Annotated in this window: 12 protein-coding genes and 1 riboswitch; all 12 genes read right to left on the reverse strand. The window is 29.5% G+C overall.

All coding sequences use genetic code 11. From position 1 onward, the window contains the following. Positions 1-62 precede the first annotated feature (62 nt). A riboswitch (purine riboswitch) is annotated at positions 63-164 on the reverse strand. 303 nt (positions 165-467) lie between these two features. After that, entirely contained in the window at positions 468-1211 is a 744-nt protein-coding gene (larB, locus tag TVTCOM_RS18760) for a nickel pincer cofactor biosynthesis protein LarB (RefSeq protein ID WP_434797759.1), read from the reverse strand. A gap of 188 nt (positions 1212-1399) precedes the next feature. Continuing rightward, the gene (groL, locus tag TVTCOM_RS18765) at positions 1400-3025 is read right to left on the reverse strand and encodes a chaperonin GroEL (protein ID WP_434797760.1); all 1626 of its coding nucleotides are present in this window, start codon (positions 3023-3025) and stop codon (positions 1400-1402) included. 19 nt (positions 3026-3044) lie between these two features. Continuing rightward, positions 3045-3329, reverse strand: a complete 285-nt coding sequence (locus tag TVTCOM_RS18770; RefSeq protein WP_434797761.1) for a co-chaperone GroES — start codon at positions 3327-3329, stop codon at positions 3045-3047. 251 nt (positions 3330-3580) lie between these two features. Continuing rightward, the gene (locus tag TVTCOM_RS18775; RefSeq protein WP_434797762.1) at positions 3581-4315 is read right to left on the reverse strand and encodes an ABC transporter ATP-binding protein; all 735 of its coding nucleotides are present in this window, start codon (positions 4313-4315) and stop codon (positions 3581-3583) included. Continuing rightward, entirely contained in the window at positions 4315-5097 is a 783-nt protein-coding gene (locus TVTCOM_RS18780) for an ABC transporter permease (RefSeq protein WP_434797763.1), read from the reverse strand. Before TVTCOM_RS18780 ends, TVTCOM_RS18775 begins: the two co-directional genes overlap by 1 nt. Positions 5098-5299: 202 nt before the next feature. Further along, entirely contained in the window at positions 5300-6736 is a 1437-nt protein-coding gene (gene cls / locus TVTCOM_RS18785) for a cardiolipin synthase (protein WP_434799772.1), read from the reverse strand. 67 nt (positions 6737-6803) lie between these two features. After that, on the reverse strand, positions 6804-7682 hold the full coding sequence (locus tag TVTCOM_RS18790; protein WP_434797764.1) for a DNA-3-methyladenine glycosylase family protein: 879 nt from the start codon (positions 7680-7682) through the stop codon (positions 6804-6806). Between the two features lie 189 nt (positions 7683-7871). Next, on the reverse strand, positions 7872-8456 hold the full coding sequence (gene pyrE, locus TVTCOM_RS18795) for an orotate phosphoribosyltransferase (protein WP_434797765.1): 585 nt from the start codon (positions 8454-8456) through the stop codon (positions 7872-7874). 58 nt (positions 8457-8514) lie between these two features. Then, positions 8515-9417, reverse strand: coding sequence for a dihydroorotate dehydrogenase (locus tag TVTCOM_RS18800; protein WP_434797766.1), 903 nt, complete (start codon positions 9415-9417; stop codon positions 8515-8517). Beyond that, complete coding sequence (locus TVTCOM_RS18805) at positions 9410-10102, reverse strand: dihydroorotate dehydrogenase electron transfer subunit (protein ID WP_434797767.1); 693 nt, start codon at positions 10100-10102, stop codon at positions 9410-9412. The genes TVTCOM_RS18800 and TVTCOM_RS18805 overlap by 8 nt, the downstream gene beginning before the upstream one ends. 53 nt (positions 10103-10155) lie before the next feature. Next, a complete protein-coding gene (gene pyrB / locus TVTCOM_RS18810; protein WP_434797768.1) occupies positions 10156-11079 on the reverse strand; it encodes an aspartate carbamoyltransferase in 924 nt (307 codons plus the stop codon). 185 nt (positions 11080-11264) lie between these two features. Further along, positions 11265-12608 (reverse strand): NADP-specific glutamate dehydrogenase, encoded by a 1344-nt coding sequence (gene gdhA, locus TVTCOM_RS18815; RefSeq protein ID WP_434797769.1) that lies wholly within the window; start codon positions 12606-12608, stop codon positions 11265-11267. Positions 12609-12743 lie beyond the last annotated feature (135 nt).

Genomic DNA, 12743 nt, shown 5'->3' on the forward strand with positions numbered 1-12743 from the left:
TATACAGGTTTGAATGTATGACTTAAAAACTGCCTATTATTAAGCAGCTAATATATCCAAATATATATAATAATTTCACTCATAGCCAAGATTTTTACGGTTTCTCGGTAGAAACTCTCAGACCATATTTCTGAGTATATACGAGTGATTTTGTTTTAAAAATTTTCGTTATTCGCCTTATGTTTGAATAATAATTTACCAAAATAATTCGCTTGTGTCAACAAATTTTTACGATTTTCTTCATGAGTTATTATATTTATTCTCATACAAGCTTGTTTAATTAACATATTGGAATTAATTACTATAATTATTTATATGAAAAATTATATTTCTACTTTATTTAATTTACTGTTATAATACTATTACTTAATTTTTATATCAGCAAAAACATATTTTTTAGGTTAGATATTTTATGAAAAATATATTTTTACATACATATTTTTTATATATTTAAGTAATAACAATTATTATTTCAATTTATTAATAGTAGATGCCAAATATCCTGCTCCAAATCCATTATCTATATTTACTACAGATATACCTGAAGCACAACTATTTAACATAGCTAAAAGCGGAGCTAGTCCATCAAAATTTGCACCATATCCAACTGATGTAGGCACTGCAATAACCGGTACATCTACTAGACCTCCTATTACACTAGGAAGAGCTCCTTCCATACCCGCGACTGCCACAATTACTCTAGCATTTTCAATCATATGTCTATTAGATAATAGCCTGTGAATTCCAGCAACTCCTACATCATATAATCTTTCAACTTTATTTCCACAGAATAAGGCCGTATAGTATGCCTCATTTGCCACAGGTATGTCAGATGTACCTCCTGTAACAATCAAAATCGTTCCCTTACCCTTATCTTTTATTTCTTCATTTTTTATTCTTAATATTTTTGATAATTCATCATATTCAGCATTAGGATATAGTTTAATGATTTTATCATAGGTAACCTTTTCACATCTTGTTCCGAGAATGTTACTACCCTTCTCGTTCATCCTTTCTATGATTCCCAAAATATGGTCATCACTTTTCCCCTTACAATATATTACTTCTGGGTATCCATTTCTTATACTCCTATGATGATCAATATGAGCATATCCTATATCTTCAAAAGGCAAATCTTTTAATTTCTCTAAAGCATCTTCTATTTCTATGTTGCTATTTTTAACATCATTTAATAATTTTTTTAAGTCCATAATTCCCCTCTTTTGCTCTTTTATTTACATATAATTATACCTTAATATTTTATTTAAAACACAACTATTTATTAATTAAAACTTTTTAATTCGCGCAGAACAAGATTATATCATTTCTACTAAAAAGTATATTTGTAGTCAAAAAGAGAGAACTCTATGAGTTCCCCCTTTGTTTAAATTTCATTATATTACATCATTCCTGGCATTCCTGCTCCCATAGGTGCAGATTTATCTTCTTTTTCTGGAATATCTGCAACAGCAGCTTCTGTTGTTAAGAATACTCCTGCTATAGATGCTGCATTTTGAAGAGCACTTCTAGTAACCTTAGTCGGGTCAACTATACCAGCTTCTATCATATTTACATATTTTTCGTTTAATGCATCAAATCCTACTTCTGGATCTTCTGCTATTACATTTTTAACTATTACTGCACCTTCAAGACCTGCATTTATTGCTATTTGTCTTAATGGTTCTTCTAATGCTCTTTTTACTATTTTAGCGCCTAGTTGTTCTTCTCCTTCTAGAGTTTCAACTAATTTATCTAAAACTGGTATTGTACTAACTAAAGCAGTACCTCCACCAGCAACTATACCTTCTTCAACAGCAGCTCTAGTTGCATTTAAAGCATCTTCTATTCTCAATTTCTTTTCTTTCATTTCTACTTCTGTAGCTGCACCAACTTTAACTACTGCAACTCCACCAGATAACTTAGCTAATCTTTCTAATAATTTTTCCTTATCAAAATCAGAAGTTGTAACTTCTACTAAATGTTTTATTTGATTAACTCTATTTTGTATATCTTCTTTTTCTCCATGACCACCAACTATAGTAGTACTATCTTTTACCACCTTAACTGAAGAAGCTCTACCTAACATTCCTAAATCAGCTTCTTTTAAATCATATCCAACCTCTTCTGATATCACAACACCACCAGTAAGAGTAGCTATATCTTGAAGCATTTCTTTTCTTCTATCACCAAATCCTGGAGCCTTAACTGCAACTATTTCGCAAACTCCTCTTAGCTTATTAAGAACTAAAGTTGATAATGCTTCACCTTCCACATCTTCTGCTATTATTAATAGTCTCTTACCTTGTTCAACTATCTGATTTAATATTGGTAATAATTCTTGTATGTTAGATATTTTTTTGTCAGTTATTAATATATAAGGGTCATTTAAAACTGCTTCCATTTTGTCCACATCTGTAACCATGTATGCAGAAACAAATCCTCTGTCAAATTGCATACCTTCAACAGTTTCTAATTCTGTATTCATAGTCTTAGATTCTTCTACAGTTATAACGCCTTCTTTTCCTACTACTTTCATAGCCTCAGCTATTAATTTACCTATTTCATCATCTCCTGAAGATACTGCACCAACTTGAGCTATTTCTTCTTGAGTTTCTATTGTTCTAGATTGTTTCTTTAATTCTTCTACTGAAGCTTCTACAGCTTTTTGTATACCTTTTCTAAGTATTATTGGATTAGATCCAGCGGTAACATTTTTTAAACCTTCTCTTATTATTGCTTGTGCTAAAACTGTAGCAGTAGTTGTACCATCTCCCGCTACATCATTAGTCTTAGTTGCAACTTGTTTAACAAGCTGTGCTCCCATATTTTCAAATCTATCTTCCAATTCCATTTCTTTTGCTATAGTAACACCATCATTAGTTATTAGAGGTACTCCAAACATTTTGTCTAATATGACATTTCTTCCTTTTGGTCCAAGAGTCACCTTAACTGTATCAGCTAATTTGTTTACACCAGTTTCTAATGCTTTTCTTGTATCTTGCGCAAATCTAATATCCTTTGCCATTTTCATACCCTCCTAATTTTTACTCAATAACAGCTAATATATCGCTTTGTCTTAAAATTATGTATTCTTCTGAGTCTATTTTAACTTCATTTCCTGCATATTTTGAGTATATTACTTTATCTCCAACTTCAACTTCCATTTTGACTTCGTTTCCATCTACGAACCCTCCTGGCCCCACTTCTATAACTTGTGCCATTTGTGGTTGCTCTTTTGCTGAGCCTGGTAAAATAATACCACTTGAAGTCTTCTCTTCTGCTTCAACTTTTTTGATTACTACTCTGTCTGCTAAAGGTCTTATTTTCATAATTTATCCCTCCTAAAATAGAATTATATTATTAAATTTAGTTATTATTATTTTTTATCACTCTATATCTCGGAGTGCTAACAAGATAATAATAAACCATTTTTATAAAATTTTCAACTTATTTTTGAACCTTTATTTCTATATAGATATTTATCATTACACCCTGTTTTTATACCATATTATTGCAAATTTAAAATATTTTATAGTATAAAAAAAGCTTACACCTTCCATATTAGAAGGAGTAAACTCAATTATTTCATGAATTCTGTATACTTATCAAGAACTTCTTTAGGTTCTCCCATCATTTTAATTACACCATCATGCATCCACATTACAGTATCGCAAAGTTCATTTAAGGTGGAAATATTATGAGAAACTATAACTACTGTTCTTTTTCTATCAGAAATAAGATTCTTCATTTTCGCATAACTTTTCTTTTTAAATTTTTGGTCTCCTACACTTAGTACTTCATCAATAAGCATTATATCTGTTTCTAATATGGCTGTAATAGAAAAAGCTAACTTTGAAAACATACCACTAGAATATGTTTTTACAGGCATATCTATGAATTTATCAAGCTCTGCGAATTCTATTATTTCATCTATTTTATTTCTTATTTCTTCTTCTGAGAATCCAAGTAGCATTCCTGATAAAAGAATATTTTCCCTACCCGTTAAACTTTTATTGAATCCAACACCTATGGATAACAAAGATACTGATTTATTATGTAAGTCTATAAATCCTTCATCTGGAGAGAATATTCCAGCTAAAGCTTTTAACATGGTGGATTTTCCACTTCCATTTTTGCCTATTATACCTAGAATTTTTCCCTCTTCCAAATCAAAGGATACATTTTGTACGGCCCTAAATTCTTTAACTTTTGCTTTTTTTAATCTTAATAAATTCTTTTTTATTGAATAAGCTTTCATACTTTTATAAGTTATACTCAAATTACTTACTTTTATAGCTAATTTTTTATCCTCCATTATATCACCTTCACATAACTATTTTCATTTTTATATATTGTTTTTACACCTATTGTTGATATAATTAATCCAACTACTATCCATATTAAAAGGACTTTTAAAGAAGGTCGTTCACCATATAACAAGCACCTTCTAAAAGAAGATATGGAAAATGCAATAGGATTACCTTTTAATAAAATATCTGAATAAGGTGATGGTATACGGTTTTCTATAGCATAAAAAATTCCTGTCATATAAAATACCGCTCTTAGTACTATATTCACTACATTTGATAAATCTTCTATAAAAACACCAAAATGAAGTAAAATTGTCATAAATCCAAAATTCACAATCCAAAGAGTTATCATTATTGGTATTATATATAGTATATTCCATGTTACTGATACTCTACAAACAATCATCATAAGAATTACTATTCCAAAACAAATCATCATTTTGAATCCATTAACTAGCATTTTAGAAAAAATCAAAACAAATTTAGGTATATAAACTTTAGATACAATAGCTTTATTATTTTTTATCATCTTAACACTCTGTTTCATATTTCCATTGAAAAAATCCCAAGCCATTATACCTATAAAAACAAAAATAGTAAAGTTCTCTTCACTTGCATTAAAAACTACACCAAATATAAAAGAATATATTAGCATAAAACATAACGGTTCCAATACCCACCATATCCAGTTTAAATAAGAGCTAGCGACTTCTGCCTTTAGTTCTGACTTAGCTGAATATATGGCATACTTATAATACTTTTTAAAATCATTAATAAATCTGTCCATAACATTCTCCCTTGATTTATAATATTCCTACTTTTTTTACCTTTTTATCCCAAAAGTTTGCTAATTCTATGTTATCAGATTAAATAATTTCTTTCAATTATAAACTATACTTTGTAACAAAGATTATTTATAGTATTTTTTTCATAAAGATACACTGTAATAAATAAAAAAGCATGCTATTTGATGTAAAATAACATACTTTTTATAATAAAGGAGAAAAAAGTCTTGATATAGACTCCTTAATTTTCATAATTGTATTTCTACTTTCAAATTTATTTCTTTCTAATTCTTCACTATTCTCCAAGTCATCCATAAAATCTTTTTTAATTTCATTAATAATATTACTGTCGTATATAAAGGCATTAACTTCAAAATTCAATTTGAAGCTTCTAAAATCCATATTGGCAGATCCTGTTGATGCCATAAAATCATCAATAATTATAACTTTTGAATGTAAAAATCCTTTATTGTATAAATATATCTTTCCACCAGATTCTAATATTTCTTGGAAGTAAGAATATGATGCAGTATTGACAATTTTGTGATCTGCAATTTTAGGAAATAAAATAATAAGTTCCACTCCACTTAAAGCTGCACATTTTAAAGCTTTTAGCAAACTTTCATCTGGTATAAAGTATGGTGTTTCTATATAGATACTTTTTTTTGCTTGGCATATAGCATAAAAATAAGCATAATGCATAGACTCCCAATCTGAATCTGGACCACTAGCCACAATTTGCATCATACAGTTCCCTTTATCATTTAACTTAGGAAATAAATTTTCTTTTAATAATACTTTTTTCGTATTGTAATACCAATCTGTTAAAAAAATCATTTGTAACATATAAACTGAAGTTCCTTCTATTCTTATATGGGTGTCTCTCCAGTATCCAAATTTTTTATTTTTACCTATATATTCATCACCAATATTTATCCCTCCGGTGTATCCTATTTGTCCATCTATAACTACAATTTTTCTATGATTTCTATAATTAAGTTGTCCGCCTATGGGTATAGTAATCTTACCTTTTAAATATGGAATTATTTCTATACCATAAATTCTCATTTCATCGAAAAATTTTCTATGAAACCAAAATCTCCAACAACCTACATCATCATAAATTATTCTTATTTTTACACCAGCCTTAGCTTTATCTATTAGCTCTTTTTTTATTTTTTCCCCAATTTCACTGTCTTTAATTATAAAGTATTCTAAATGAATATGGTCTTTTGCATTTCGTATATCTTTTATTAAATTTTCAAATTTTTCATTCCCATCCACGTAAATTTCTATATTATTATTAATTGTAAATGGAAAAATTCCTGTATTAAGTAATAAACTAACTATTCTTAAGACTCTAAAATCTATATTTTTATCATATGGTAGCTTTCCTTCTTTTATCATTGTACTTTGGCCTTGTGCTAATTCTTTCATTTCATCCAAGTTAAATAAAAGATTTTCTTTTTTCATATTATTTGCCATTTTATAAGCTTTGTTCATTTTTATCTTTCTAATATTTCTTCCTAATACAGCATAGGCTAATATGCCTACAACTGGAAATAACATAAAAATCAAAATCCATATTAATGTTTTTGAAGGATCTCTATTTTCTAGTATAAGCTTTATAGAAATGATCACACTCAATATATAAAAGAGTACTAAAATGATTTTTAAAACCATATCATTATTTTCATCTCCTTATGTCCTATCTACCTATTCCTAATTCTCTTGCATAGTAAAATAAATATTGTTGCGCAAATCCTGCTAAATCACCAAATTTATCTAATGCAAATTTTCTTATTTTAGGCAGACTTAAATTATCTTCCACATAAAACTCTTCCATAACTCTTTTTACCCAAACATCCACTGGGAATGTATCGTATTTTTGCATTCCAAATAAAGCAATACAGTCTGCCACCTTTGGCCCTACACCATTAAATTTAACTAATTCCTTTATACATTCTTCTGTACTCAATTCTCGATAAGATAAAACATCCTCCTTGTTTTCACTAACATAATCAACCACACTTTTTATATATTTGTCTCTAAAGCCTGTCTGACATGCTCTTATATCTTCTACAGATGCTTGACTTAGTTTCTCAGGCGTTGGAAAAGCATAATATTTCTTTCCTCTGTATTCTCCTATAAACTCACCATATTTTTCTGATAAGTTGTTTATAGCTCTTTGGATCATCGGTATTCTATTATTTGCAGATATTATAAAAGATATAAGCATTTCCCATCCATCTTGTTGCAATATTCTTATTCCTTGTCCAAATTTTGTTGCTTTTTTTAAATATTCATCCATAACTTTTAATTCGTTTTTTATTTCACTATAATCTCTTCCTAAATCAAAATAATCGAACCATATGTTATAAAAGTCTTCTTTATTAGTATTATCAAAAATAATTAAATCATTTTCTTTTTTTACATTCATAATTCTTCCTTGTACTACACCTGTATATGAATTATTTTCTTCTTTTAACCATCTAAAACATTGACCACAATCAAATACATGCTGTGGATCAAAATCTTCACTTATACCTTCTAATATAATTTTGTTATCTTTTTCTATAATGTTCATAGCTACTTTCCTCTCTCATTTGAATCTATTTATTATTATTTTTATTTTTATCTAATCTATCCTTTAATTTTCATAATGAAGTAATTTACAATTATATCCTTTATATATATACCTTATTTTTATTACTTTACACATATCTGGACATAAAAAAATACCTAGATAACTTATTATCTAGGTATTTTTTATGAATTACATTCCTAATTCTTTAAATTCTCTACTTCCTGGCTTAACTAACTCTTTTTTTCCTTCTTTGCAAAGAGGACACTCATCAGCTTCATAAACTTGTATATCTAACTTTATAGCACTATATATTGGCATTCCTATATCTTCGCTAGTTCTGTTTGCTATACAAGCAACTCCTATTACTTCCCCGCCTAAAGCTTCTAAACATTTTTTAGTTTCAATTGTTGATTTACCAGTTGTAACAACATCTTCTGCTATTATTATTTTATCACCTGGCTTAACTTCGAATCCTCTTCTAAGTTGCATTACTCCGTCTTTTCTCTCAGTAAACACTGATTCTTTTTTAAGTTGTCTTCCAAGTTCATAAGAAACTATTACTCCACCCATAGCTGGTCCAACTACTAAATCTATATTTAAATCTTTTATTTGATCAACAACCGTGCTTAATACTTGTTCAGCATACTCTGGAAATCTTAACACCTTTGCACATTGTACATATTTATTACTATGTTTTCCTGATGATAATAAGAAATGTCCTTCTAATAATGCATCACTTTTTTTTAATATTTCAACTACATCTACTTTACTCATTTTTCTACTCCTCCAATTACCTAATTTATATTATTTCACTTTTAATCAAATTTCTACATTAAATAATTCCTCTTATTTCATCAAGAGTTTTAATTCCTTCTTGTTTCATGAATTTTTCTATTCCATCTATTATTTCAAGTCCTATTCTTGGATTCACAAAGTTTGCTGTTCCAACTTGAATACAAGAAGAACCTGCCATTATAAATTCTATGGCATCATTTGCATTTGTTATTCCACCCATTCCCCATACTGGTATTTCTATGTTTTTAGAAACTTCATTCACCATTCTAAGAGCTATAGGTTTTATTGCCGGTCCTGATAATCCTGCATATACATTTTCAAATACAGGTTGTCTTTTATTTATATCTACCGCTAAAGCTTTAAAGGTATTTACTAAAGAAACTCCATCAGCTCCTTCTTCTTCGCATACTCTAGCCATACCTACTATATCTTCAGCATTGGGAGATAATTTTATTACAAGAGGTTTGTCTACAACTTTTCTTACCTCTCTAACAACTTCCCTTGCTACTTCATTTTTTATTCCAAAAGCCATTCCTCCTGCTTTTACATTAGGACAAGATATGTTTAGCTCTATTACATCTATATTCTTTCCTCTTAATAATTCAGCACCTTTTATATAATCATCTAGTGTTCCTCCACCAAGATTAACTATTCTCACTAAATCTAAATCCGAGAAGAAAGGTAACTCTTTATCTATAAATCCTTGTACCCCTGGATTTTCTAAGCCTACACTATTCATCATCCCAGATGGAGTTTCAAAAACTCTCGTTCCATTATTTCCATCTTTTTGATTTAATGTAAGACCCTTACTACTTATTCCACCTAATTTTTCTATATCATAAATTTCATTGTATTCTTTCCCAAATCCAAAAGTTCCAGATGCCATTATTACTGGGTTTTTAAAATTAAGATCTTTGAATTTTACATTTAAATTAGACATTAAAAATCACATCCTCTCCTCTGAATACTGGGCCATCTTTACAAGTTTTCTTATTTCCAAATTTAGTTTTACATGTACATACTAAACATGCACCCACACCACATGCCATGTGATTTTCTAAAGAAACGAATAGTTTTGTATTTGTTCCTTCCGCCATCTTAACTAGTTTTTCCATCATTGGTGTTGGTCCACAAGTTAATATATAGTCATATTTTTCTATGTCTATAATGTCTGTCACAAATGTATTTCCTACTGCAACATTTACCTCATTACAAACTTCATTATATTTATCTATTAATATAGGTTCATTTCTAAATCCTAAGTAGGTATCACAATTTGGAATATTTTTTGCCACTAAATAAAGTGGTGCAACTCCTATTCCTCCTCCTACTAAAGCTACTTTTCCTTCTACTTTTTCGTAGCCATTACCATAAGGACCTTCTAATTTTATTGTCTCTTCTGGTTTTAATTTACTAAGTATTTTTGTTCCTTCTCCTACAACTTTATATAAGAAACTTATACTATTTTCATTTATATCATGAATGCTTATAGGTCTTGATAATAAAGGGTAATTATCCCAAGCTCTTAGCATATAAAATTGACCCATTTCACCCTTGAAATTTCCTTCTACTTCCATTAAGTACATTTCTTCGCCAACATACTCATTTCTAATCACTTTGTACATTTTGCATCCTCCATAAAATTCGCTTTTCTAATATCACTAAAAACTATAAATTATTAATTATTTATATCTACACCTAAAAGCTTCATAATTAAAGCCATTCTTGCATACATACCATAAGTAGCTTGCTTAAAATAAACTGCTCTTTTATCATCATCCACTTCTGTAGATATTTCGTTTACTCTTGGTAGCGGATGTAATACAAACATATCTTCTTTTGCATGTTCCATCTTTTCTTTATCTAGTATATAAGTATCTTTTAATCTTTCGTATTCATCATTATCAACAAATCTTTCTCTTTGAATTCTAGTCATATAAAGTAAATCTAGACTTTTTAAAGATTCATCTAAATGTGATGTTTGCCAATATGAATTACTTTGCATTTTTTCTTTGATATATTCTGGCATTTTCAGTTCTTCAGGTGATATAAAAACAAACTTATTATCTTCATATCTATTCATTGCTTTCACTAATGAATGAACTGTTCTTCCATGTTTTAAATCACCACATAATCCTATTGTGTGATTTTTTAAAGTTCCTTTTAGGGATTTTATTGTGAGTAAATCAGTAAGGGTTTGAGTTGGGTGTTGATTTCCACCATCTCCTGCATTAATGAATGGTACACTCGTGTATTTAATAGCTTCTTCTGCCGCTCCTGCATCAGGATGTCTCATAATTATAAGGTCCACATATCCAGATACAACTCTCATTGTATCTCTCAATGATTCTCCTTTAGATACTGATGAAGAATTTGGTTCAGAGAAACCTATTATTTCTCCGCCTAAACGTTTCATTGCAGCTTCAAAGCTTAATCTTGTTCTTGTTGATGGCTCATAAAATAAAGTAGCCATTAATTTTCCTTCACATACACGAGAATATGCTGATGGATTTTTCATAATATCCTCAGCTAAGTTTAATATTTCATCTATTTCTTTAATAGAAAAGTCTTCTGGTTGGATTAAATTCCTTGATTTTAACATATTTTCCTCCTTTTTTAGCCTCTCTGGACTAAATTTAAAAGTATTTCATATCTCTAGTAGATTATCACTTTTACATTTTCATGTCAATATTTTTAGCAATTAAAAAACAGAAGATATTTCTATCTTCTGTTTTTATATTTATATTAAACTTTATACGCTTCCCAAGAAAACGTTTGTTTTTATATTTATACTAAACCTTGAGCCATCATAGCATCAGCAACTTTTAAGAATCCAGCTATATTTGCACCAGCAACTAAGTTATATCCAAATCCATAAGTTTGAGAAGAATTAGCACAAGCATCATGTATTCCAACCATTATATTTTCTAATTGAGCATATACTTGTTCTGGAGTAAATACAGTTTTACCAGAGTTTTGTCCCATTTCTATACAAGAACAAGCAACTCCTCCAGCATTAGCAGCTTTAGAAGGTCCTACTATAACTCCATTGTCTTGTAAGTATTTTATTGCTTCGTTAGTTGAAGACATGTTTGATCCTTCACATACGAATTTGCATCCGCTAGCAACTATAGCTTTAGCATCATCTATTAATATTTCATTTTGAGTAGCACATGGGATATATAAATCAGCTTTTACTTCCCATGGTTTTTTACCAGCTACGAAAGTAGATCCTGGGAATTTATCAGCATATGGAGCACATACGTTTTTACCTGAGTTTCTTAAATCAAGCATATACGCAACTTTTTCTCCACTTATTCCATTTGGATCATGTATATATCCGTCTGGTCCAGATATTGTCACTACTTTAGCTCCTAATTGATTTAATTTTTCAGCAGTTCCCCAAGCAACGTTACCAAATCCTGATATAGCAACTTCTTTACCTGCTAATTTTTCTCCGTTTGCTTCTAACATTGCATTTGCAAAGAATACTATTCCGTATCCAGTAGCTTCAGTTCTTCCTTGTAGTCCACCATAAGAAAGACCTTTACCAGTTAAAACACCTTCAAATCTATTTACTAATCTTTTATATTGTCCAAACATATATCCTATTTCTCTTGCACCAACACCTAAGTCTCCAGCTGGTACATCTGTTTCTGGTCCTATATGTCTATATAATTCAGTCATGAATGCTTGACAGAATCTCATTATTTCTGCATCAGATTTTCCATTTGGATCGAAATCAGATCCACCTTTACCCCCACCTATTGGAAGACCAGTTAAGCTATTTTTGAATATTTGCTCAAATCCTAAGAATTTTATTATTCCTGGGTAAACGTTTGGAGCAAATCTTAAACCACCTTTGTATGGTCCTATTGCACTATTAAATTGATATCTGTATCCTTTATTTACTTGTACATTACCATTATCATCTGTCCAAACAACTCTAAAAGTTATTCCTCTTTCTGGTTCTGTTAATCTTTCTAGTATAGCAGCTTTTTCATACTCTGGATGTTTTTCCATTACTGGTACTAAAGATGATAAAACTTCTTCAACTGTTTGATGAAATTCTACTTCACCTGGATTGTTTTTCTTACAAAGTTCGATACATTCTTGTACATAATTAGACATTTTATAAAGCCCCCTTAATTAATAAGTAAATTTATTTATCATTTTTGTTTGTTATTTAATTGGTGAGATTTTCTACTTTCCTTACTCTCAATTGAATTGTAGCATAGTAAAATACTTATACGCAATTGAATTTTT

Origin of the sequence: Terrisporobacter vanillatitrophus, from assembly GCF_051148895.1 — a bacterium.
GTDB classification, from domain to species: Bacteria; Bacillota; Clostridia; order Peptostreptococcales; family Peptostreptococcaceae; genus Terrisporobacter; species Terrisporobacter vanillatitrophus.

What these genes read in the sequence shown, in the direction of transcription:
- larB (WP_434797759.1), bottom strand. Translation starts at nt 1,211, where the DNA reads ATGGACTTAAAAAAATTATTAAATGATGTTAAAAATAGCAACATAGAA.
- groL (WP_434797760.1), bottom strand. Translation starts at nt 3,025, where the DNA reads ATGGCAAAGGATATTAGATTTGCGCAAGATACAAGAAAAGCATTAGAA.
- TVTCOM_RS18770 (WP_434797761.1), bottom strand. Translation starts at nt 3,329, where the DNA reads ATGAAAATAAGACCTTTAGCAGACAGAGTAGTAATCAAAAAAGTTGAA.
- TVTCOM_RS18775 (WP_434797762.1), bottom strand. Translation starts at nt 4,315, where the DNA reads ATGGAGGATAAAAAATTAGCTATAAAAGTAAGTAATTTGAGTATAACT.
- TVTCOM_RS18780 (WP_434797763.1), bottom strand. Translation starts at nt 5,097, where the DNA reads ATGGACAGATTTATTAATGATTTTAAAAAGTATTATAAGTATGCCATA.
- TVTCOM_RS18790 (WP_434797764.1), bottom strand. Translation starts at nt 7,682, where the DNA reads ATGAACATTATAGAAAAAGATAACAAAATTATATTAGAAGGTATAAGT.
- pyrE (WP_434797765.1), bottom strand. Translation starts at nt 8,456, where the DNA reads ATGAGTAAAGTAGATGTAGTTGAAATATTAAAAAAAAGTGATGCATTA.
- TVTCOM_RS18800 (WP_434797766.1), bottom strand. Translation starts at nt 9,417, where the DNA reads ATGTCTAATTTAAATGTAAAATTCAAAGATCTTAATTTTAAAAACCCA.
- TVTCOM_RS18805 (WP_434797767.1), bottom strand. Translation starts at nt 10,102, where the DNA reads ATGTACAAAGTGATTAGAAATGAGTATGTTGGCGAAGAAATGTACTTA.
- pyrB (WP_434797768.1), bottom strand. Translation starts at nt 11,079, where the DNA reads ATGTTAAAATCAAGGAATTTAATCCAACCAGAAGACTTTTCTATTAAA.
- gdhA (WP_434797769.1), bottom strand. Translation starts at nt 12,608, where the DNA reads ATGTCTAATTATGTACAAGAATGTATCGAACTTTGTAAGAAAAACAAT.